The 21,295-nt window shown below is 69.8% G+C and carries 17 protein-coding genes and 2 tRNA genes; 8 read left to right on the forward strand and 11 right to left on the reverse strand.

All coding sequences use genetic code 11. The annotated features are described in order from the left end of the window. Positions 1 to 239: 239 nt before the first annotated feature. Positions 240 to 1,925: a serine hydrolase domain-containing protein gene (locus G4D85_RS45320; RefSeq protein WP_164020780.1), complete on the reverse strand. Its 1,686-nt coding sequence runs from the start codon at positions 1,923 to 1,925 to the stop codon at positions 240 to 242. Between the two features lie 349 nt (positions 1,926 to 2,274). Here G4D85_RS45320 and G4D85_RS45325 point away from each other — a divergent pair, with 349 nt between their 5' ends. Further along, positions 2,275 to 5,790 (forward strand): ELWxxDGT repeat protein, encoded by a 3,516-nt coding sequence (locus G4D85_RS45325; RefSeq protein WP_164020782.1) that lies wholly within the window; start codon positions 2,275 to 2,277, stop codon positions 5,788 to 5,790. A gap of 183 nt (positions 5,791 to 5,973) precedes the next feature. On the opposite strand, the gene G4D85_RS45330 is transcribed toward G4D85_RS45325, so the two are convergent. The 4 genes from G4D85_RS45330 to G4D85_RS45345 all read right to left on the reverse strand — a co-directional run bounded on the left by G4D85_RS45330 (position 5,974) and on the right by G4D85_RS45345 (position 8,657). Next, the gene (locus G4D85_RS45330) at positions 5,974 to 6,234 is read right to left on the reverse strand and encodes a hypothetical protein (RefSeq protein WP_164020784.1); all 261 of its coding nucleotides are present in this window, start codon (positions 6,232 to 6,234) and stop codon (positions 5,974 to 5,976) included. 370 nt (positions 6,235 to 6,604) lie between these two features. Then, positions 6,605 to 7,324, reverse strand: a complete 720-nt coding sequence (gene sitI6 / locus G4D85_RS45335; RefSeq protein WP_164020786.1) for a SitI6 family double-CXXCG motif immunity protein — start codon at positions 7,322 to 7,324, stop codon at positions 6,605 to 6,607. Continuing rightward, positions 7,321 to 7,980, reverse strand: coding sequence for a SitA6 family polymorphic toxin lipoprotein (gene sitA6, locus G4D85_RS45340; protein ID WP_164020788.1), 660 nt, complete (start codon positions 7,978 to 7,980; stop codon positions 7,321 to 7,323). The genes sitI6 and sitA6 overlap by 4 nt, the downstream gene beginning before the upstream one ends. Before the next feature lie 191 nt (positions 7,981 to 8,171). Beyond that, a complete protein-coding gene (locus G4D85_RS45345; protein ID WP_164020790.1) occupies positions 8,172 to 8,657 on the reverse strand; it encodes a hypothetical protein in 486 nt (161 codons plus the stop codon). Positions 8,658 to 8,858: 201 nt separating this feature from the next. Between G4D85_RS45345 and G4D85_RS45350 the strand changes: the two genes are divergently transcribed. Beyond that, positions 8,859 to 9,023: a hypothetical protein gene (locus tag G4D85_RS45350; protein ID WP_164020791.1), complete on the forward strand. Its 165-nt coding sequence runs from the start codon at positions 8,859 to 8,861 to the stop codon at positions 9,021 to 9,023. After that, entirely contained in the window at positions 9,020 to 9,397 is a 378-nt protein-coding gene (locus G4D85_RS45355; protein WP_164020793.1) for a hypothetical protein, read from the forward strand. The genes G4D85_RS45350 and G4D85_RS45355 overlap by 4 nt, the downstream gene beginning before the upstream one ends. Positions 9,398 to 9,474: 77 nt before the next feature. Here the strand turns inward: G4D85_RS45355 and G4D85_RS45360 are convergent. The 4 genes from G4D85_RS45360 to G4D85_RS45375 all read right to left on the reverse strand — a co-directional run bounded on the left by G4D85_RS45360 (position 9,475) and on the right by G4D85_RS45375 (position 11,756). Then, positions 9,475 to 9,551: transfer RNA gene (locus G4D85_RS45360), tRNA-Asp, on the reverse strand. Positions 9,552 to 9,559: 8 nt separating this feature from the next. After that, positions 9,560 to 9,631: transfer RNA gene (locus tag G4D85_RS45365), tRNA-Val, on the reverse strand. Positions 9,632 to 10,034: 403 nt separating this feature from the next. Then, positions 10,035 to 10,829 carry an intradiol ring-cleavage dioxygenase gene (locus G4D85_RS45370; RefSeq protein ID WP_164020795.1) on the reverse strand — a complete coding sequence of 265 codons (795 nt, stop codon included), beginning with the start codon at positions 10,827 to 10,829 and terminating at the stop codon, positions 10,035 to 10,037. 66 nt (positions 10,830 to 10,895) lie between these two features. Next, positions 10,896 to 11,756, reverse strand: a complete 861-nt coding sequence (locus tag G4D85_RS45375) for a 2-oxo acid dehydrogenase subunit E2 (RefSeq protein WP_164020797.1) — start codon at positions 11,754 to 11,756, stop codon at positions 10,896 to 10,898. Between the two features lie 539 nt (positions 11,757 to 12,295). Here G4D85_RS45375 and G4D85_RS45380 point away from each other — a divergent pair. Continuing rightward, positions 12,296 to 12,994, forward strand: a complete 699-nt coding sequence (locus G4D85_RS45380; RefSeq protein WP_164020799.1) for an STAS domain-containing protein — start codon at positions 12,296 to 12,298, stop codon at positions 12,992 to 12,994. 38 nt (positions 12,995 to 13,032) lie between these two features. Next, on the forward strand, positions 13,033 to 13,629 hold the full coding sequence (locus tag G4D85_RS45385) for a hypothetical protein (protein WP_164020801.1): 597 nt from the start codon (positions 13,033 to 13,035) through the stop codon (positions 13,627 to 13,629). 68 nt (positions 13,630 to 13,697) lie between these two features. Here the strand turns inward: G4D85_RS45385 and G4D85_RS45390 are convergent, their stop codons facing one another. Continuing rightward, complete coding sequence (locus tag G4D85_RS45390) at positions 13,698 to 16,694, reverse strand: CBM96 family carbohydrate-binding protein (RefSeq protein ID WP_240359901.1); 2,997 nt, start codon at positions 16,692 to 16,694, stop codon at positions 13,698 to 13,700. 238 nt (positions 16,695 to 16,932) lie between these two features. On the opposite strand from G4D85_RS45390, the gene G4D85_RS45395 reads away from it, so the two are divergent. Continuing rightward, positions 16,933 to 18,273 (forward strand): MFS transporter, encoded by a 1,341-nt coding sequence (locus G4D85_RS45395; RefSeq protein WP_164020802.1) that lies wholly within the window; start codon positions 16,933 to 16,935, stop codon positions 18,271 to 18,273. A 39-nt stretch (positions 18,274 to 18,312) separates the two neighbouring features. Here G4D85_RS45395 and G4D85_RS45400 read toward each other — a convergent pair whose 3' ends face one another. Continuing rightward, positions 18,313 to 18,501 (reverse strand): hypothetical protein, encoded by a 189-nt coding sequence (locus tag G4D85_RS45400; RefSeq protein ID WP_164020804.1) that lies wholly within the window; start codon positions 18,499 to 18,501, stop codon positions 18,313 to 18,315. 64 nt (positions 18,502 to 18,565) lie between these two features. On the opposite strand from G4D85_RS45400, the gene G4D85_RS45405 reads away from it, so the two are divergent. Both G4D85_RS45405 and G4D85_RS45410 read left to right on the forward strand, forming a co-directional pair. Beyond that, positions 18,566 to 18,952, forward strand: coding sequence for a hypothetical protein (locus G4D85_RS45405; protein WP_164020806.1), 387 nt, complete (start codon positions 18,566 to 18,568; stop codon positions 18,950 to 18,952). Between the two features lie 87 nt (positions 18,953 to 19,039). Further along, entirely contained in the window at positions 19,040 to 21,121 is a 2,082-nt protein-coding gene (locus G4D85_RS45410) for a S9 family peptidase (protein WP_164020808.1), read from the forward strand. Positions 21,122 to 21,295 lie beyond the last annotated feature (174 nt).

A 21,295-nucleotide genomic window follows, 5' to 3' on the forward strand; every position in this document is an offset into this window, starting at 1 on the left:
CCGGCAGGAGAGGGCCGGGCTTTGCCCGTTGCCGGAGCCAGAACCGATGCGAGGCCAAGCGCGCGGCCACCGTCAGGTTACGCTGCGACACCAACCCAGTGTCAGCGCCCGGTGTGACCGATTCGGGATAGCCGTCCAACAACAGCGTCCTGCCCATGCGTCCGTGCGGCCCCCATCAGCGGCCCTCCTCGGCCCCTCCGCTCCAGCCCTCACCCTCAACGCCTATACGCCGTGCGGCCTCAGTGGGCTCCGGCCGCTCGTGGCACCTCCGCTTTCACGAGCCTTTCCGCTCGCAGTCGGCGCAGGCGACGATTGCTGATGGTCAGCCCGTCTATGTCGCCGGAGGCCGCTCGCGTGAAGGTGACGGTGCCGAGCGAGCCGGCGAAGCGGTCTCCTCCGACGGCATCCAGCACGACCTCGTCCCGGCGAGGCCAGCGTATCGCCAGCCTGCCGTCCGCGACGCGCACGGTGTAGGTCATGTCGACCTCATCGCCGCGGTACTGCCCGACGAATGCCGCCAACGCCGAGGCCGTGGGCATGGGCGCGCTCACGCGGACGAAGTCCCTCGTCGTGGGCCAGACATCCCTGATACTCAGCTCGCGTGGGGCCCCGGCCGCCGGCTTCGAAAAGCGCCACACGTGCATCGACTCGCCCGGACGGAACGAGCCATTGCCGGTGTGCACGAAGGCCGTGGGCACGCCGACCTGGCGCAGCGCTCCGTCCTTGAACTCCAGCCGCACCACCTCATCCGTCAAGGGGCTCCAGTAGTTGCCGGCCAGCGCCGACAGCTGCGCCTCCGGCAGCTTCACGGCGGGCGGCATCACGTCCTTCATGTGCTTGCTCAGGTAGAGGTCGGCCGCCTTCCGCGTGAGCGCCGAAGGATCGATCGTCGAGCCGTTGCACAACGCGACGATGGCCAGCCGGTGGTCCGGGAAGAGGAGGGCGTCCGTGCGGTAGCCGGCGTCCATGCCGTCGTGGCTCACCATGCGCAGGCCGCGGTAGTCCGCCAGATGCAGGCCACCGCCATAGGTGGTGGCGGTGCCGTCGTTCAGCTTGCCGGAGGTCTGCAACCACGCGACCAGCTTCTTCCCGCCGACACGCCCGTCGAGCAGGTTCTGCTCCCACTTCAGCAGGTCGCCGACCGTGGTGAGCAGGCTGGTGGAGCCGTCATTATGTGGGACGCTGATCCTCCAGCCGCCGCCTTCCCGGATGCTGTACGCCGAGGCGCGCTGGGGCACGACCTCTTTGTGGTCGTCGCGGAAATGGGTGTCGGTCATGCCGAGCGGCTTGAAGATCCGCTCGTCGGCGAACGCCCGCAGCGGCTTGCCGGAGACGCGCCGCACGATCACCGCCAGCAGCGTGTACGCGGCATTGCCGTACACGATCTCCGTGCCCGGCGCGAAGTTCACACCGCGCTGCCGGGTCAACACCCAGAGGATGTCTGCATCGGTGTACAGGTCGTCGCCGCGCCAGCCGGCCAGATTCAGCAACTGGCCCTGTTCGCGCAGGCCATTCGTGTGATGTATCAGGTGCGCGACGGTGATTGTCTTTCCATGGTCGGGCATCTCCGGCAGGTGTTTTCGGATGTCGTCGTCCAGCGACAGCTTGCCCTCCTGCGCCAGCAGTCCGATGGCGAAGGCGATGAACTGCTTTGAGATGGAGGCGGTGTGGAAGTTGGATTGCGGCGTAATCGGCACGTCGTACTCCAGGTTCGCCATGCCGTAGCCGCGCGCGTAGTCGAGTGCGCCATCGCGAGAGATTCCCACGGCGCAGCCGGGTGAGTCCCTGCCACTCCATGGCGCGAGGAGGGCGTCCACCTGCTGATGACGGTCGATGGCGGGGGCGCCTTCACCCGCGGCGGCCATGGCGGGGGAGGACGTCAGGCCGAGGAGGAGGAACGACGACACGAAAGACTTGCGCAGCATGAGGTGCTGTCTCCGGAGCAACGGGATTGCAGGCGCCACGGTGCCAGAGTGGGCGCCGCACGGGAGGAGTCTTCAGCCGGTGGGGACGGGCCTGCGGCGAACGGGCGCTCCCGTGCGGCGAACGGGTCGCCGGTCGCGAGGGTGCCCTCTATACTGTGGCCCTGGACTGCTGGCCAAGGCGGGATGCGCGCTCACCCGCTCCTCGCAACCCAAGGGAGAGGCCGCTGCTCGTCAGGCGACTGACTGCCTTTCGAGCGGCCTGGAATGACGGGTGCCCGGACTGTTTTGCCTCCCGCCGGGGAAGGCTGCTAAGCGTGCGCCTGGCATCCATACCAAGGCAAAAGACACCATGCGACATGTGCTCTGGCTCTGGCTCGTCCCCCTCGTGGCGGTGGCGCAGCCGGCCTTCCGGGTCCGCGACCTCCGGCAGGTGCAGGACACCGCGGCGGCGGACTCGCACCCGACGGAAGTCACCGCGTTCAAGAACGGCGTCGTCTTCGCCCCGCTGCGCAGCTTGGAGCGTGAGCCCTGGTGGAGCGATGGCACGGCGGCGGGCACCGTGCAGCTCGTGGATGCGCACCTGGGGCCGGGCTCCTCGGATCCACATGAGTTCACGCCCATGGGCGACAGGCTCTTCTTCGTGGCCCAGGTGAGCTACTCCTACGCCGACCAGGCGCTCTTCGTGACGGACGGCACCCCCGGAGGGACACGCCAGGTGCGCCGGCTGAGGGCTGCCCGCAACCTCACCGTGGTGGGCTCCACCCTGTTCTTCTCCGCCGGAGATGGCAAGACGGCCTCCGGCTTCAGCCTCTGGAAGAGCGACGGCACCTCCGAGGGCACCGTCCCAGTCGCGCCGCTCCCCAGCAGCAGCAGCGGCGTCCTCAACGCCTGGAGCTTCACCGCCGTGGGCAGCACCCTCTTCTTCGGCGCCGACCAGAGCGCGACGGGCTCGGAGTTGTGGAAGAGCGACGGCACAGCCGAGGGGACCGTCATGGTTCGCGACATCAGTCCCGGCGCCGAAAGCTCCGATCCCGCGGACTTCGCCGCGGTGGGCTCCACGCTCTTCTTCGCCGCCAGCGACGGGGTCAACGGCAGGGAGCTGTGGAAGTCGGATGGCACCCGGGACGGCACGGTGCTGGTGGCGAACATCTCGCCCGCGTCCGAGCACTCGACCCCCTTCGGCCTCACGGCGGTGGGCTCCACGCTCGTCTTCTTCGCCCACAATGGGGCGAACGGGTACGAGCCCTGGAGGTCGGACGGCACTCCGGAGGGGACCGTCATGGTGGCGGACCTGGCGACGGGGAGCTCGAGCTCCGTGGACAAGAACAACCCCCGCTACGACGTGAGGACCGTGGTGGGCTCGACGCTCTACTTCGTCGCCTCGGGCACCAGCACGGGGCTCGCCTTGTGGAAGACGGACGGGACGGCGGCGGGCACCGTACCCATCCGCAACGCGGCCGGTAACCGCTTCATCCCCTACGACATCGCGGCCGTGGGCTCCACCGTCTTCTTCACCTCCGGCACCGGCGCCACCCACAGCGAGAAGGTGCTGTGGAAGACCGACGGCACCGCCGCGGGCACCCTGCTGGTGAGTGCGCTGCCGGCCATCACCGGGGAGATCGGGTGGGGCCAGTTCGCCAGCTCCGGCGGACGGCTGTTCTTCGCTGCTAGCAGCAGCGCGGCGGGCCTGGAGCTGTGGACGAGCGACGGCACCTCGGCCGGCACCGTGAGCGTGAAGGACATCCACCCGCGCAACAGCTCGTCCTCGCCGGAGGTGGGCGTGGCGCTGGGCAACGTGCTGCTCTTCGCGGCGGAGGATGGAACGCTCGGCAAGGAGCTGTGGAAGACGGACGGCACCGAGGCGGGCACGGTGCTGGTGAAGGACCTCCGGCCGGGGAGTTCCTCCTCGAACCCCACGTCCTTCACGCGACTGGGGAGCGTGGTGTACTTCGCGGCCAACGACGGGACGAGCGGCGAGGAGCTGTGGAAGACGGATGGCACCGAGGCGGGCACCACGCGCGTGACGGACCTTCCGCCCGGCCAGGGGCGCTCCTTGTTCACGTGGCTGACGGCGTGGGGGGAGAGCCTCTACTTCCTCGCCAACATCGCGGGGAGCGGCGACGAGCTGTGGAAGACGGACGGCACCGAGGCGGGCACCGTGAGGCTGAAGGACATCCGCACCGGTGGCGTCAGCGGGTCGTCCAGCACCGCGAAGCCGGTGGTGGCCAACGGGCTGCTCTTCTTCGAGGCCAACGACGGCGCCAGCGGCTGGGAGCTGTGGAAGTCGGATGGCACCCCGGCGGGCACCGCGCTGGTGAGGGACATGCGCCCCGGGAGCGAGGGGCTGAGCTACAATGGCTCCTCCAGGCTGGCGCGCGTGGGCAGCAACGTCTTCTACTCCGTCCATTACCTCAGCAGCCCCGAGGATGAGCGCTGCGAGCTGTGGAGGTCGGATGGCACGAGCGACGGCAGCATCCAGCTCGGCACCTTCTCGTGCGACAGCGCGATTGACTCGATGGTGGAGTTCCGGGGCCACCTCTACTTCGTCGCCGAGGGCCACCAGCTCTGGCGCAGCGACGGCACGCCGCCAGGCACCTCCATGGTGGGGGACTGGAACCCCGGGGCGCCGTCCGCCCGGTACTCCGGCGGGCTCCTGCCGGTGGGCTCCACGCTGTTCTTCGCCGCGGATGACGGTGTGCACGGGGCGGAGCTGTGGAAGACGGATGGCACGTGGGAGGGCACCGCGCGCCTGACGGACCTGGCGCCCGGGCCGATGGCCTCGGTGGTGGGGCCGCTGATCGCCAGCCAGCGCCTGCTGTGGTTCGCGGGCAGCGACGGCACCAGTGGCTTGGAGCTGTGGCAGTCGGACGGCACGGTGCAGGGGACGCGGCGGGTCCATGACATCGCGGCCGGGGCGACTTCCTCCAGCCCCGGGCCGGTGGTCGGGGCGGGCGGCAAGCTGTTCTTCGCGGCCAGTGATGCGGACGGGGACCGCGAGCTGTGGGCGCACTCGGTGGACCCCACTCCGCCGCGCATCGTGCCGGAGGTGGTGGGCACCCTGGGGGAGGGGGGCTGGTACACCTCCGACGTGAGCGTCTCCTTCCACGTGGAGGATGACGAGTCGCCGCTGGGCGAGGCGAGCGGGTGTGGGCCTTTCGTGCTCACCTTCGACAGCGCCGGGCGGACCGTCACCTGTACGGCGTCCTCCTGGGGCGGGAGCGCCACGCAGAGCGTGCTGCTCAAGCGGGACGCCACGCCGCCCACGCTGAACTGCCCGGACCCCGTCCAACTGGAGGCCACCGGGCCGGACGGGGCGGCGGCGCTCCCCGCTCCGGTGGCCCAGGATGCGATGGACGCGGCGCCCATGGTGACGACGAGCGTGTCCCCCGGCACGGCGGTGGGGCTGGGGACCACACAGGTGAGCGCGTCGGCGCGGGACGCGGCTGGCAACGTGAGCACCTGCACGTTCCAGGTGGCGGTGCGGGACACGGTGGCTCCGGGCTTGAGCTGCCCCGCCGCGGTGGAGACCGAGAGCACCCGGCCGGAGTTCTCGGCGGTGGCCACGGACCTCGTGGATGCGTCACCGGCGCTGGAATACAGCCATGCGTCCGGCTCGGAGTTTTCCGTGGGGGAGACTCGCGTGACGGTGACGGCGACGGATGACTCGGGCAACCGCGCGAGCTGCACCTTCCCGGTGCGGGTCCGTGGTGAGGATGATGAGGAGGAGGATGAGGATGAGGAGGAGGGACAGGGCGGTGGCGAGAGCGGGTGCGGCTGCGCCAGCACCGCCGACGTGCCGCTGGCGGCGTATGCCCTGATGCTGTGGGTTGCGCTCGCCGCGGTCCGCCGCCGGGCCCGTTCGTAGGCGGCGGACCATGCTGTGGGCCCGTTGCCGCATTGGGGCGAGCAGCGGGCAGAGGTCCGCAGTTGGCCCTCCCGCTCGAGGGCCGTCAGGTCGTTGGCGGAGTCATGCTGAGAGCCATCCAACCTCCCTTCGGGAGCAACGCCGGGGCGGCTGTCGGAGGAACTGGAGTTGGCAGTCCTTGGCTTACGGCTTTCTGTTTTCTCCTGAACGTCTACAATTCTCTCTGTAGTCGATGGCTATCCAGGGAGTCACCATGAACTCGATAAAGCTGAAGATGTCGTTGTCCGGACTTGCACTGCTGATGGGGCTCTTCACGGGCATGACCTTGGCAATCGCCCCCGACTCCGCACCGGGGTTTTCTCCCTCGACGGCCGTCGCGACTGGGAAAGCGGAGCCCGTGTCCTTGTCGGAGGATGGCAACGACAACTCCTTTCCGCGGCCCATGATCTGCACTCTTTCCTGCAGGTTCTGCAGCCATACCATCGGATGTCCCCCGGGTGAGGGCACCTGCGCCGAAACCGTCTGCGTAAATCTCGACTGAGGCCTGGGAAGCGCTCTTCCCAATGCCAGACGCAAACACACCTGGCCCCATCATCCTGCGAACCCGCACAATCGGCCGGTCAGAGGCCTCCACGCTGTAGAGGCCAAGGTTCCCACCAGAGCCGCTGACGGTTGCTGTATGGCATGCAGCAGGCCCACGCGGTGGCCGAGCCCCAGGCGCCCCGGAGGCGCCCGGGAGAAAGGTGTTCGAGGGCGAAGCGCCGGCCAGCGACAGGCTTCTCAACCGGAGGTGAGTTCGGCGCTCCAGCGCCGTTCAGCGCGCGGGCAGTTCGCGGAAGGTGACGCCGTCCAGTTCCAGTCGGCGCACCGCCTCCATGAAGCGCTCGGTGCCGATGAGCATCGTGGCGAAGTTGCCCACACGGAACAGGTCCAGGTCCGTGGGGAGTGAGGCCGCGTCGAGAATGGGCTCGTCCGGGCGTCCGAAACCGTGCCGGCCGCAGGTGGCACATGGCGGAGGCGCGTCCGGCGGGATGCAGTCCGGGTGCAGCTTGCCCAGGGGATGAAGCTGGAGGTCGAGCAGCTCCGGCGGGTTGTTCTTCTGTCGGAAGCGCAGCGCCGTCCGGCAGGGCTCCAAGCCCCGTAGGTCTTCGGCCTGCAGGCGCTCCAGCGCGTCCCGGCGCGCCATGAGCACCCCCACCAGCCACGAGAAGGCAGGGAATCTTCCGAAGGCGGGGCCCACCAATGGGCCGAAGCCCGTGCCGGGTGGCAGTATGGCCCCCGAAGGCGCCAGGGGGCGCACCAGTTCGCGCAGGCGGGTGAACTCGGAGAAGGACTCGCGCCTTGCCTTCTCGAACTCACGGCGCTCGGGCAACTGGGACAGGTCCACGCACGGATAGTAGTGGCCTGCGGCGGCCCAGGTGACGCAGGCGGGGCATGTGGTCCCTGGAAGCGACCATTTGGACGCGGCGTTGACCTCCCCGCCGTACGTCTCCGCGACCGACCTGTCCTCGCGCATCCAGAAAAACCGGGTCATGTGCCGGCATGATAGGGCTGGATGGGCCCTCCCAGGAGTTGGAACCGGTAGATGAGCTCGCCGGCGTGCTTGAAGATCTGCTCGGGAGAGGCACCGGGGTACGCCTCCTTGAAATCCCGCCAAGCTTGGTTCCACGGCCCCCCACGTCCTCCGGGGTTGTGAATCCGCCGGTGCAGGTCCAGCGGAATGGGCAGGGTGTAGCTGTGGATCTTGACGCCTTGCTGCTCGAACCAGAGCGCCAGCTCTCGCTCCTGGGGAAAGATGTGGTGTTTCTCCCAGCGACCAGGCGGGAGCCGGTGTGACGGGGGGATGATTCGCTCGGGGGCGCCGTTCCAGTTGGGGAAGACCTTGACGGCGCCACCGGGCAGCTTCCCCGCGCCGCCCCAGTTCCTCCGCGGGCCACTGCCCGGCGCCGCCGGAGGAGGGCGCGCCCCCGGGAAACGTGCCGGCGCGACTTCACCGGGCGCGTCCTCGCAGCGGTAGAAGCCGCAGGTGTCACCCAGACACAGGAGAGTGACGCACTGGTCCTCCTCGGGGTCGTCGCACTCCACCGCAGCCCCGTCCCACGCCTGTTGCAAGGCAGGGCCTGGGGTCGTGGAGCAACCCAGCAACGAGGCGGCGAGCAGCGAAAGCCACAAAACGTGAAGAGTTCGCATAGCCGGCGAACCCTAGCACCTTGCCCTCCTGGAGCCGGGCCTCGCCGCTCTCCAGCCGCTGTGCAGCGGCTACGACAGCGGCCCCAACGCCACCACCACGGACGCCTGGGCGGACCTCCTCGCGGCGCCGGACAAGCAGGTGTCGCTACCCAGCGGCGCGAACTGGCGGGTCATCCCGTAGCGCCGCGTCGTCAGGCTGCGACGGCACGCATTCTTCGACGCAGGCGGACTGCCTCCACCTCTACCGGAGGCGGGGCGGCCAAGCCCGTTGCCCGCTGAACCATCAGCGACACCATGGTCGCCTCTTCAAGACGTCCCGCCTTGAGGAGACCCGCTCGCAATGACTCTCGCGAAATGCCCTTGAGCCGCGCCTCTACCGCCATGGTGCCCGGCGGGAGATGAGGCTTAAGGGGAACCCGTGAAAGGAACAGAGAGCTGATCGACGCGGGGGCGTGGCTCTTTTTGTACTGCTGCTGGTAGCTGAACCAGGGCTTAACGTCTTCAAGGAGCCACTCAATCCGTATGCTCTTGAAGCGCTTAAGCCCCAGGAAGGATTCCAACTCGGAGCGAACCAGCACGATGCAGTCAAGCCCGCGTCTCCATGCTTCGGCGCTGAGGTATTGGGCGAGAATGCGGTGCTGGCGCTTGCAGTACTGTCGGTGGGCTTCGGTGGCCATAGGCCCGGCTTCTACGCCATGTCCGTGAGAGAATTCCACTCACAGCCTCAGTCCTGCACGGACCCGGGCCCTTCTACTGGCTCATCCTGTCGGCATGGTTCGGCCTGGTGGTCCTGCGAGGCCGGAGTTACCCCTGCGGCGCAGGCTCCTTCCTCGGGCCCAGGAGGCGCTCCATCTCCGTCTGGAGTTCCGCGCGATCCCGTGGGGCGCGGGCAGCCGCTGGCCGACATCTACCTCACGGCGGCGGAGGCGGAGGCGCTGCGCATGCTCTCGCTGGTGACGGCACTGAGTCCGAGCGTCGTGGTGGGCCTCGCGCTGCTGGAGCTGGCCGCCGCACGGGGAATCAAGCCCAAGGGGGGCCGGTGAACGCGGAACTGGTGGAGGCCGGCCGGGCGACGGTGGACGAGGCCGTGCTGGTGGAAGTGCGCGGTGTGCCTCGAGGAGTGGAGGGGCCCGTCGAGCCCTTCGCCGCGCGGGTGGTGCAACTCACCAGCCTCGGCACGCACCTGGAGCTGGCGGACGGCTCGAGCGCCTACGGGCGGTGGGGCGGTGCGGCGCTACCTCGCCGCGCGGATCATCGCGTCGCGGCCGGAGGACCTGGCCACGGTGCCCACGGAGTCCCTGCGTGCCGCAGTGGTGGCGGTGGAGGCCGCGCAGCGGGAGCGGGAGGCGAGGCGAAGGAGAGGCTGGCGGCCCGCCTCAGAGCAGGCGCGCTGAGGCCGCGCGGCAACTCCCAATAGACTCCCAAACAGCAGGCGTCCGAGCAGGGCCCGGAAAGACGAAGGGCCCGGAACCTTGCGATTCCGGGCCCTTCTATTGGCGAGGAGTACGGGACTTGAACCCGTGGCCTCCGGCGTGACAGGCCGGCGTTCTAACCAACTGAACTAACTCCCCACAACTTTTGGGCGGAACAGGGATTGAACCTGTGACCCTCGCCTTGTAAGGGCGACGCTCTACCGCTGAGCTATCCGCCCTGAAGGCGTCCGCCGCGCTGCAACGAGGCCGGCTTGTATAGGCCGCGTTCGGCACTGTCAAGCATACGTTTTTCGCGCCCTGATCATTCCGCCGCAGCCCCTTCGAGGAGTGAAGACGGTGCGACGCAGAGTGCCCTGACTGCTCCCCCAGCGAGGCGCCCGCCGCGCCCCGCCCCGGAGGCGCGCGAGGCGGGCCGCCGCCCTCCCCCACGAGCCGCCCGGGGGCCAGGGGCCGCCTCTGCGGCCGCCCTCCCCTTTCCGCCAGCACGACCCGCGATGACGCCGTCCACCGGGACTTGCGGTCGCCGTCACTTATCGTGCGGGGTCTCTCAACTCTCCGTGCAACGCGGTTCCAACAGCCCGGAGTCGGGGCTGCTCGAGGGTCGAACCCGGCGGGCCGCAGCTACACGGCGATGGCGACGGTCAGCGTCGCCACGTAGCCGTCCGTGGTGTTGCCGGTGACGGCCGCCAGCTGCGAGTCCGAGCCGTCGCTGAACACGTTGTCGCTGCTGAGGCTGACCTGCCGCAGGTTGCTGACGCTCGCCGAGTAGCCGGTGGTGGCGTACACCTCGTCGCACGGGGCCTTGGGCAGCGCCAGCTGCGAGACGGCCACCTTGTTCCCCGACGCCGTCGCCGACGCCAGGCTCGGGTAGACCTCGAAGTGGATGTGCGGCCAGCGCCCCGAGTAACACGCGGGGAAGATGGTCGTGAACGTCAGCTGCCCGTTCGCATCCGTCTGCTGCACCCCGCGCAGGTAGTTCTCGCCCGTCACCCCGGAGGAGTAGAGCGAGTACCGGCCCTCGCGGTCGCAGTGCCACAGGTAGATGGCGTACCCCTGCAGCGGCTCGCACGTGCCCGAGGCGTTGACGAGCGTCAGCGTGACGGTCAGCGGGATGCCCCCCGCCGTCGCCGTGCCCGTCCCCACGCTCGTACGGATGTCGCTCCGGACGATGCCCGTCTGCGTCAGCACGTTGGGACCGTTCGAGCCGTCCCCCGGATACGGGCCCGCCGTCTCCGTCGGAATCCGGGTGCACGAGCCGTCACCCGGGTCTTCCGTTCCCGGCGAGTCGTCTCCGCCACAGCCGACCAGGGGCAGCAGACTCGCCCCCAGGGCGAAGCGCAGCAGCGTCCTGCGCTCCAGGTTGGCGCGAAGCAGCTTCAGGTCCTGCGCCAGGCCGCCATCGTCATGCTCGTGCATCGTGAATCCTTTCCCGCCCGGTCAGGGCCATGGAGCAGATTCCAACCGAGACACCTTGCGAAATGCTTAAGCCGCGACCACCGGCGCGTCGGCGGGCTCCGGGAGCGCGTCGAAGCTCTCGAAGGGGTTCTCCAGCATCTCCCGCAGCGTGTTGGCCAGCACTCCCGCGTGGAACCCGTCGATGAAGCGGTGGTCGAATGTGGCGTTGATGTTCATCACCTTGCCCGGCACCACCTTGCCGTCCTCCACCACCGGCACCTCCTTCACCGCGCCCGGCGCGACGAAGATGGGCACCCGCGTGTACGGCGCCAGCGGCACGTACGCCGTGTCCAGCCCCAGCGAGCCCACGTTGGTGATGATGGCCGAGCCAAACGCGTCCTTCGGCATGCCGAACCGGCTCAGGTCCAGGTTCAGCGTGTACATGAAGAAGGACAGCAGCCACGTGAAGGTGTTCAGGAAGAGGTACGGAATCTTCTGAATCGTCCCCTTGCCCTTCTCCAGCGCCACGTCGCGGCGCTCACGCACCCGGCGCACCGCCTCCTCCAGGTCGTTGGCAATCTCGCGCAGGCTCTTCTTGTCCGCGTCCTCGATGCGCGCCGAGGTGAGGTCCACCTTCCCGCCGTCCGTCTGCACCACCAGCGTGGAGAGCGTCACCCGCTGGCGCAGGTAGATGCGGTTGTAGCGGAGGATGGCGTTCGCGTCCGGGCAGCGGCGCAGCGCCTCCCCCATCGCCTTCGCCACCAGGTGCGTCACCGTGAGCCGCACGCCCGTGCGCTGGCGGAAGGCCTCGATGTACGCCATCGCCTTGTCCATGCGCACCGTCAGCGTCCCGTAGACGGTGGGGTCGTACGCCGTCTTCCAGCTTCCAATCGCCAGCTTGCGGAAGCTCGACAGGTCTCGCTTCGGAATCAACTCCAGGTGCGGCATGGACTCGGTCCCTCCTTCGGAACGGGTGCGCGGTGGGGGACGCAGTGTCGCGGCTTCTCCCCTCCAAAGGGAAGGGAGGGGCCCCAGCGTCTCCCTGCCTGCTCACCAGTCCGCGACGCGGCGCATCATGAAATGGGGCTCCGGAACGGCGGCGACGCGGCCCCACCTCGGGGGCCCGAAGCGCACCGCGAGGGAGTCACCGACGCCTGCCAGCGCCCCCAAGCGCCGCTCGCCCGCGTCCCGTAGGGCCCCGTGTCCCCGCGACGCAGGTGGACGCGGCTGCCCGCTCCGGCAGGCCGGCCGCCCCATGCAATGACTTATCAAGAGCCGCTCAACCCGCACTGCGTGACAAGGCGCCCGGAAACCAGCGGTTGCAGCCAGGTCTCGTCTACATGTCTCAGCATGGCGCCCGTGCAGGCGGCCTCGGGGTCAGCCCCCACCCATTGTTATCAAGTCACATTCTGGACATAAGGTTTCGCAGCCTCGGCCCGGGCTACATCCCCCCTACTTCCTCCCCCCGGGTTCCGGCGCAGCCCCCCATGCTCGTGCCGCAACCGGAGTCCCCCATCGTCGGCGTCCACCAGGACCGCCTGGAGCGCGTGCGCGACGTGCTCGCGATGATTTCCCTGGGCGAGTTCGACCCGTCCCAGCACCTCATCCCCCTGGCGGAGGAGGACGCGTTCTCCTCGTTCGAGGAGACCATCAACCTGTTCGCCCGGCAGCTTCACGCCTCGGTGCGGGAGAACGCGCAGTCCATCCAGAAGCTGGAGGCCGCCCGGAGCGAGCTGGAGGAGAAGCTGGCCACCATCGAGCAGCAGCGCCTGGCCATCCGCGACTTGTCCACGCCCATCATCGAGCTGTGGGACAACATCCTGACGCTGCCCATCGTCGGCGTCATGGACACGCAGCGCTCCGTGGAGATGACCGAGCGGCTCCTCCAGCGCATCTCCCAGGGCAAGGCCCGCTGCGCCATCATCGACATCACCGGCGTGGAGGTCGTCGACACCGCGACGGCCAACCACTTCGTGAAGATGGTGGCCGCCGCGCGCCTGCTCGGCACCCACTGCGTCATCACCGGCATCAGCCCCATCATCGCCCAGACGCTGACCCAGATTGGCGTGGAGCTGCGCGGCGTGAAGACGCTCGCCACCCTCCGGGACGGCATCCAGGAGTGCCTGCTCCACCTCCGCAACAGCTCCGCCCTCGGCACCTTCCAGGCCAGCACCCGCGGCGCCTGAGCGCCCCGCGCTGAAGCCCCTTCAACAGAGACTTCTCAATGACAGACATCTCAGCCTATCGCGGCATCACCGTCAGCGGATCCAGCACCATCACCATCATCGATGCCGTCAAGGGCTTCTCGGTCCTCGTCGAGGAGTTGATGCAGACGATGAAGATCCAGACGCGCAACGCCGAGGGCAGGCCCGCGGTGGACCCGAAGGCCTGGTACCCACTCGAGAACTACATGCCCGTCTACAAGAAGATTGAGACCCTGCTCGGGGGACGGGGACTCGAGAAGGTGGGCTCGATGATTCCCCAGTTCGCTGAGTTCCCGCCCAACATCCGCGACATCCACTCGGCCCTGGCCGCCATCGACGTCGCCTACCACATGAACCACTGCAAGGACGGGAAGGTGATGTTCGACCCGTCGACGGGGGAGATGCTGGAGGGAATCGGGCACGTCCGGTACCAGCCCGTGGCCGGGAAGAACGAAATCGCCGTGGTGTGTGACGACTTCTATCCGTGCCGCTTCAACGTGGGACTCATCCGGGGCATGGCCCAGCGCTTCGAGCCCAAGGCCACCCTCACCCATGGCCCGAACCAGGACTGCCGACTGAAGGGTGCGACGAGCTGCACCTACGTCATCAACTGGTGAGGCCACCCGGCCCTTCGCGCGGAGCCACCGTGGCCCGGCCCCGCGCGAGGTCCCCTGGCTTCCGGTGACTACGGCCGCAGCTTCAGGCGCAGCAGGTCCCCGCGCCGGGACAGCGGCGTGTACCAGGTGCCGTCCAGCTCGAACGGCCCGGTGAAGTGGACCGAGGCCACGAGGCCATCCGACGTCGCGGTGATTCGCAGCGGAGCCTCCAGCGCGTCGAAGACGCGGACCCAGCGAGTCTCCAGGCCGCCGCCAAAGGCCGCCAGCGTGGGCTGTGACTCGTCACTGGCCGCCCAGCCCACCGGGCCCAGCCCGAAGTCGCTGCCGCCGCCCTCCTGCGAGGTGATGATGGTGCCCGCCGCGTCCACGGTGAAGTCGTGGAAGTAATGCCGTGGGAACTGGCGCAGTGACACGTCCGCGCCCGTGCTGGAGAGCAGCCCCAGGAAGCCGTCGCGCGGGCCGCCCTCGTAGTCGTCCGGCTCGCTGCTGGCGTAGTCCTGGCCGGCGAACGTGAAGCGCCCCCCGAAGTGGCCCGCGAAGACCACGCGGCCGTCCGGCAGCACGTCCACGCCCGTCAGGTCGCTCCAGAGGACCGGGAGGACGCGGGACCAGGTGTAGGCGCCGTCCACCGTGTACCGCGCGACGAAGGCGCCGCGCTCGGTGAGGGCTCCGCCTCCGAAGTCGGTGCCCGTGCCCGCCCAGCCGGCGAGGGTGACGTTCTCCGCGCCGTCCACGACGACGCTGCCCACCCGCGTGCCGCGCAGGCTGTTGGCCTTCAGCACCTTCGACCAGAGGTGCGCGCCGTCCCACTGGAGCTTCAGGACGAAGGAGTTGGGGTACTCGTCGTCGTACGGAAAGGCCTTGCCCGAGTACACCGGGCCCGCCCCGAAGTCCGTGTAGCCCCAGTACGTGCCCACGAGCACCGCGCTGCCGTGCGCGTCCGTGGCGAGGTCCAGCACGTCCATGGGGTTGTCGAGGCGCTCCTCGTATGTGTCGAACCAGGCGGTGAAGCCGCGCGTCCAATCCACCGCGCCCGACGGCGTGAGCTTGATGACCACCAGGCCCGTGCCCTGCGGGAGCGGGCCCTTCCCCAGGTCCGGACTGCCCGAGTAGCTGCCCGCCACCAGGACGTTGCCCAGCGTCGTCACCACCACCTTGCCCAGACTCAGGCCCGCCTGCGTGAAGGTGCGCGTCCACGCCACGGTGCCGTCCGCGCGGTGCAGGGTGATGACGTCGGTCTGCTCGGCCGAGGGCAGCGCGCCCGGCGTCTGCTCCACCGTGCTCAGGGCGGCGAACCCACCGCCCGGCGCGGGAGCGACGTGGACAGAGCGCTCCGCGAGCGAGCCACCCGACTGCCGCGCCCACGCGGTGGTGCCCGAGGGCTTCGTGCCCCGGTAGGAGCAGAAGGCGTCACTCTCATAGACGATGACGAGCCGGGGCGCGCCGGAGAGGAGGCCCTTCTCCTCCGCCTCCCTGGAGACGAAGGCCGTGCCGTCCGTGCTGTCCGGATGGAGCGCGAAGGAGTACCGGCCCGAGGCCGTCACCACGCCCGTCACGTCGTACTCCACCCACTGGTCCCTGCCGACGGCGCCCAGGTCGCCCAGGGCGCTGCCCGTCACCGCCGGGCGGTGGTTCCAGTCCGTCGTCGCCCCGTCGAACGGCGCCGCCCGGAACAGCCGGGGCCCGTTCCCCGTCGCGTCCACCGCGTACAGGCGCAGCAGCACGCGGCGCACCTGCCCGGCGCCCAGCGTCACGTCGAAGTCCAGGAAGCCCTCCGCGCGAGGCTCCGCGTCCACCCGCACCGAGGCCTCATGCTGGAACGTCCGGTCCGCCGGGTCCGCCGTGGCGTACGTGTCATGCGAGGCGGAGACCGAGTGGGAGAACACATCCGTGCGCGTCAGGCACGCATCCGTGGGAGCGGCCCGGGGCGCCCCCGTCCAGACGAGGAGCGCGGGGCGGCGCGCGGAGTCCATGCTCTCGCGCGAGGAGAACGTCACCCCGTCGCTCGACGTCCCGTACAGCCCGAGCGTGTACTCGCCGTTGCCGCGCACCAGGTCCGTCACGTCGTAGTCCGCGTACGCACCCGCGGCGATGACCTGGGAGTCGTCCAGCGCCGCGCCCACCTTCGCCGGGCGGGAGGTCCAGGTGGCGGACGACTCGCTCCAGCCGCCCTGCGTCGCGTACACCGCCGGCCCGTCCTCCGTGCCCGCGCTGGCGTACAGGCGCAGCACCGCGCGCTGCACCGTCTCCGGCAGGCCCTGCACCGAGAAGCGCAGGTGCACCTCCTGCTGTGGCGAGCTGTCCGCGATGAGCGACGTGGAGGCGCCCCCGCTGGACGCGCCCGGGTTGTCCGCGGAGACGTACGTGTCGGCCGATGGGGAGAAGCTCACCGGTGCGCTCGCGGACACCAGCGGCGCGGGGGCCGGCCACGGGTGGTCCGCGGCGGACTCCACGGTGAGGACGAGCTGCGGGCGCAGCGCCGGGTCGGGGTGCTCGCTCGACGCGAGCGTGACACCGTCCGTGCTGTCCGCCGCCAGGTAGAGCCGGATGACGCCGCCCTCGTAGAAGTAGACGCTCGTCACGTCCAGCTCCAGCCACGTGCCGCTCGCGACGGCGCCCGCGCTCGCGACGGCCCAGTACTCGCAGCAGTCCGGGCGGGTGTTCCAGGTGTCCGCCTCGTTCCAGTCGCCGGCTCCCGGCGGGTCATACACGGTGGGCCCGTCGGCGGAGCCGTCCAGCGCGTACAGGCGCAGCCGCGCCGCCATCACCCTCCCCTCCAGGTCCGGCACGCTGAACTTGAAGTACGCCTGGGACTCCGGAGAGAGGTCCACCTCCAGCGTCGGAGAGGAGCCGTAGCTCGTCCCCGGCGTCGTCGCCACCACGTGCGTGTCCGCGAGCGCACCCAGCGTCACAGTCTGCTTCGTCAGCTCCACCCGCCGGGTGTCCAGGTCGCTGGAGCCCCCCGTGGAACTTCCCGCCTCACCCTGGGGACTCCCGCACCCCGCCAGGAGCGCGAGCGCCACACCCAGGCCCCATCCCACCACCGCCGCTGTCTTCCTTCTCACACGCCGCCTCCCTCAAGCCCCATGGGAGCGCTGGATGAGCAACGGGTGCGCCATTCCCCGGGACGATGCGCGGCGCGACGCTTCCGCCGAGCTGGCGGGAGGCGGCCCTCGCGACAGGGCGGGTGCCTGGCCGCCCGCCCCCCAGACAGGCGTCGACCCGAGGCGCCTCCGGGCCTAGGTTCCCAGGAGCACGCCCCCGCGGACCTCCCGCCGGGCCAGGAGAAGGAGCAGGCACGGGATGCAGGCACGGGGCTCCGGGGAGCAGCGCCCACGCGGCGGGTGGAGGTTCCTGCTCCGGGCCCTGGGCCACCGCAACTACCGGCTCTTCTTCGCCGGACAGAGCGTGTCGCTCATCGGCACGTGGCTCACCCGCGTGGCCACCGCCTGGCTGGTGTACCGGCTCACGGGCTCGGCGCTGCTGCTGGGCGTCATCGGATTCTGCGGGCAGATTCCGTCCTTCATCCTGGGCCCCTTCGCGGGCGTCCTCGTGGACCGGTGGAACCGCCACCGGCTGCTGGTGGTGACGCAGGTGCTGGCGATGCTCCAGTCGCTCGCGCTGGCGGTGCTCGCCCTCTCCGGCCACATCGCCGTGTGGCACGTCGCCGCGCTCAGCGTGTTCCAGGGGCTCATCAACGCCTTCGACATGCCGGCGCGGCAGTCCTTCGTCGTGGAGATGGTGGAGGACCGCGCGGACCTGCCCAATGCCATCGCCCTCAACTCGTCCATGTTCAACGGGGCGCGGCTGCTGGGGCCGTCCGTCGCCGGGGCCCTCATCGCGCTGGTGGGCGAGGGCGGCTGCTTTCTCATCGACAGCGTCAGCTACCTCGCGGTGATTGCCTCGCTGCTGGTCATGCGCATCACCCCGCGAGTGAGGGAGCACCAGCCCCAGCACGTCCTCACCGAATTGAAGGAGGGCTTCCTGTACTCCTTCCACTTCCCGCCCGTGCGGGCGCTGCTGGGACTCATCGCCGTGGTGAGCCTGATGGGCATGCCCCTCACCACGCTGATGCCGGTGATGGCCTCGGAGGTGCTCGAGGGCGGGCCCAACACGCTGGGCTTCCTGATGGCCGCGTCGGGCCTGGGGGCGCTCGGGGGCGCGCTGTTCCTGGCGTCCCGCCGCTCCGTGCGCGGGCTGGGCGGCGTCATCTTCACCACCACCCTGCTCTTCGGCGTCGGGCTGGTGGCCTTCGCCGCGTCGCGGCACCTGGCCCTGTCGCTCGTCACCATGGTGCTCTGCGGCTTCGGGATGATGGTGACGACCGCGGCCAGCAACACCGTCCTGCAGACCATCGTCGAGGAGCGGATGCGCGGGCGGTTGATGAGCTTCTACGTCATGGCCTTCATGGGCACCGCGCCCTTCGGCAGCCTGCTGGCCGGCGTGATGGCCACGCACATCGGCGCGCCGGGGACGCTCGCCATCGGCGGGGGCATGTGCCTGCTGGGCGCCGCGTGGTTCCGGAGGAAGCTGCCCGCGCTGCGCGAGCGCGTGCGCCCCATCTACGTCCGCCTGGGCATCATCCCCGAGGTGGCCACCGGCATCGACATGGCCGCGGAGCGCTCCGGCCCCCGGGAGAGCTGAGGCAGGTGGCACGCCCCACCTCGGAGCGTGCGACCTCGCTCAGCCCTCGGCGCTGCCCGGTGTCTTGTCCGGGTCCGGCCAGGGATGCGTCCGGTGCGGCGCCTCCTCGTCGTCGCCCTCGGCACAGCCCGGCGTGTGGCCCGGTTCCTCATCCTCGTAGGCGCCCTGACGCTCCAGCGCTTCCTCCTCCGGCTCCGTCATGCGCCGGGGGTCCTTGATGTCCGGCATGGGTTCCTCCCTTCTACGAAGATAGTCAGCCATGGGAAGATGAGGACTCGCACCGGAGGCACGCATGTCCCCGAAGAAGGGAGCCCTCCACCGGCTCCTCGCCACCCCGCTCCGAGTCGCGGGCAACGTCGTCGGAGGCCTGCTGACACTGGCTGTCGTCCTCCGGCCCAACCGCGCGGGGAGCGAGCGGGCCCGGAAGAACGCCGACGTGCTCATCGCCGCCTGCCGGGCCTTCCAGGCGCAGCACGGCCGGCTCCCCTCCGCGCTCCAGGAGCTGGTGCCCGCCTTCCTGCCCGAGCTGCCCCGCGCGAAGTATGACGGGCCGCACTTCGGTTTCACCTACGACGCGGATGCAGGTGCAACCCGCCACGTGCTGGGGTGGACGGAGCTGATTCCCTTCGGCCGCCCCTTCTACGTCTTCGAGGAAGACCGCTGGGGCTACCTGGACTGACGGACGTGTGCGGGGAAGGACAGACGGCCGGTGTCCCGGCGCGCGCGGAATGGAGTGGGCGTGGGCAGCGCTGTAGCTTGCCGCGCCATGCGCTCCTTCCTGTTCGCCCTCGTCACCCTGGTGTGTGCCTGCGCGAGCTCGCCGCAGCCACAGCCGGAGGCGGCTCCCACCGCTCCCGACTCCACTGCCACGGCCGCTGCCTCGGCCCAACCGGCTCCCGCCCAGGGCAGCACGGGGACCGCCACCGCCGAGGCTGCCGCTACCTCGGGCGCCGAGGCCAGGCCGGAGAAGGTGGCCCCCGACTCCCCCGAAGGCCAGGACGCGGCGCGCATCGCCGACCTGTCCAAGAAGGCGGCGCCGCTGGTGGACGCGTTCATCAACCTGGAGCCGCAGCTCACCCGCGACGGCCAGCGCGCCATCTTCATCTCCAACCGCGACGGCCTGCCGCAGGTCTACCTGGCCGACGCCAAGCGCCCCGATGCTCCCGCGAAGCGCCTCTTCGAGTGGAAGGAGCGCGTGTCGCAGGTGTCCACGACTCCGGATGGCCGCTCGCTGCTGTTCCTCTCCGACACCGGCGCCGATGAGAACTGGTCCATCTGGAAGGTGGGACTGGACGGCTCGGTGCCCGTGGAGCTCACCGCGGGCGAGAAGCTCAACCGCGACAACGCGCTCCTGCCCGACCTGGCCCCGGACACCGTCTACTTCAGCGCTCGCCCGATGAGCGCGGCGCAGTCCACCGTCCATGCCGTACCTGTTTCTGGTGGCGAGTCCCGCGTCGTCTTCCAGGATGACCTGCCGGGCTTCCTCACCGACGTGAGCCGCGACGGCAAGCACGGCCTCTACGTGCGCTACCCGTCCCGCTCCGAGAACTACCTGGTGCGCGTGGACCTGGCGACCGGCCAGACCCGGCCGCTCTACCCCCGCGAGGGCAAGGTGTCCGTCTTCGAGGCCCGCTTCTCCCCGGACGGGAAGACGGTGTACGTGGCCACCGACGGAGGCGGTGAGCAGGCGTGGCTGCTCGCGCTCGACGCGGAGAGCGGCGAGGAGAAGGCGCGCTACGTCGAGACGTCCCCCACCACCGCCATCATCCAGGGTGTCGAGGTGTCCAAGGTGGGGGGCCTCGTCGGCCTGTCGCTCGCCGCGGGCAACCGCAGCGAGTTGCGGCTGCTGGATGGCCGCACGCTGAAGCCCCGCGCCCGCATCGCCATGCCGCTGGGCCAGGGCTCCCTGGGGAAGTTCTCCGAGGACGGCCGGCGCCTCACCGCCTCCTGGTCCACGCCCACCACGCCCGGCGACGTGTGGGCGGTGGACACGAAGACGGGCAAGGTGTCGCCCCTGCGCCGCGAGCCGCGCCCAACCCTGCAAGCGGTGCCCGCCATCGACTCGAGCATCACCTCCGTGCGCGCGCATGACGGGCTGGACCTGCCCGTCAACGTGTACCTGCCGAAGAAGCGCACCGGGAAGCTGCCCGTCATCGTCAGCTACCACGGTGGACCTTCCGGCAGCTCGCAGATCCGCTGGTCTCCGGCCACCGCGTTCTTCCTGTCGCAGGGTTACGCGTGGGTGGAGCCCAACGTGCGCGGCTCCGGCGGCTTCGGCCGCGCGTTCGAGGAGGGAGACAACGGGCCCGCGCGCCTGGAGGCGTTCAAGGACATCGAGGCCACCGGCCGCTGGGCGGCGAGCCAGCCCTGGGCAGACCCGGAGCGCGTCATCATCTACGGCGGCAGCTATGGCGGCTACACCGTGCTGGTGGGCCTCACCCGCATGCCCGACTTGTGGCGCGCGGGCGTGGACCTGTTCGGCGTCGCGGACCTGAAGACGTTCATGGCCACCACCAGCGGCTTCATCCGCGAAATCTTCCTCGTGGAGTTCGGCGACCCCGACAAGGACGCCGCCTTCCTGGAGTCCATCTCTCCGCTCAAGGACGTGGACCGCATCGTCGACCCGCTCTTCGTCTACGCAGGGGCCAATGACCCGCGCGTTCCCCGCAGCGAGTCCGACCTCATCGTCCGCGCCCTGCGCGAGCGCAAGGTGCCCGTGGAGTACATGGTGTCGGACAACGAGGGGCACTCGCTCGCGCGCAAGGAGAACGTGATCGAGTTCCTCTCCCGCTCGGCCCGGTTCCTGGAAGTGCACGCGGCTCCCGCGGGGGCCGTGGGGGCACGGTAGGCAAGGGGCTTCAGCCGGCGGGAGGCGACGCGTCGCTTGCCTCCGCCGGGATGCTCGCGAGCCTGGGAGCCAGCCCCGGCCGCGTTCACCAGTCCCACGTGGCTCAAGGCTTGCGGGTAGTTGCCCTGCCCCTCCTCACGCGACAACCACCTTGAGAAAGGGGACCCACGACTC

The organism is Pyxidicoccus trucidator, from assembly GCF_010894435.1.
GTDB lineage: Bacteria > Myxococcota > Myxococcia > Myxococcales > Myxococcaceae > Myxococcus > Myxococcus trucidator.

Coding starts and splice junctions, on each gene's coding strand:
- G4D85_RS45320 (WP_164020780.1), bottom strand. CDS start 1,925: ATGCTGCGCAAGTCTTTCGTGTCGTCGTTCCTCCTCCTCGGCCTGACG.
- G4D85_RS45325 (WP_164020782.1), top strand. CDS start 2,275: ATGCGACATGTGCTCTGGCTCTGGCTCGTCCCCCTCGTGGCGGTGGCG.
- G4D85_RS45330 (WP_164020784.1), bottom strand. CDS start 6,234: ATGGGCCGCGGAAAGGAGTTGTCGTTGCCATCCTCCGACAAGGACACG.
- sitI6 (WP_164020786.1), bottom strand. CDS start 7,324: ATGACCCGGTTTTTCTGGATGCGCGAGGACAGGTCGGTCGCGGAGACG.
- sitA6 (WP_164020788.1), bottom strand. CDS start 7,980: ATGCGAACTCTTCACGTTTTGTGGCTTTCGCTGCTCGCCGCCTCGTTG.
- G4D85_RS45345 (WP_164020790.1), bottom strand. CDS start 8,657: ATGGCCACCGAAGCCCACCGACAGTACTGCAAGCGCCAGCACCGCATT.
- G4D85_RS45370 (WP_164020795.1), bottom strand. CDS start 10,829: ATGCACGAGCATGACGATGGCGGCCTGGCGCAGGACCTGAAGCTGCTT.
- G4D85_RS45375 (WP_164020797.1), bottom strand. CDS start 11,756: ATGCCGCACCTGGAGTTGATTCCGAAGCGAGACCTGTCGAGCTTCCGC.
- G4D85_RS45380 (WP_164020799.1), top strand. CDS start 12,296: ATGCTCGTGCCGCAACCGGAGTCCCCCATCGTCGGCGTCCACCAGGAC.
- G4D85_RS45385 (WP_164020801.1), top strand. CDS start 13,033: ATGACAGACATCTCAGCCTATCGCGGCATCACCGTCAGCGGATCCAGC.
- G4D85_RS45395 (WP_164020802.1), top strand. CDS start 16,933: ATGCAGGCACGGGGCTCCGGGGAGCAGCGCCCACGCGGCGGGTGGAGG.
- G4D85_RS45400 (WP_164020804.1), bottom strand. CDS start 18,501: ATGCCGGACATCAAGGACCCCCGGCGCATGACGGAGCCGGAGGAGGAA.
- G4D85_RS45405 (WP_164020806.1), top strand. CDS start 18,566: ATGTCCCCGAAGAAGGGAGCCCTCCACCGGCTCCTCGCCACCCCGCTC.
- G4D85_RS45410 (WP_164020808.1), top strand. CDS start 19,040: ATGCGCTCCTTCCTGTTCGCCCTCGTCACCCTGGTGTGTGCCTGCGCG.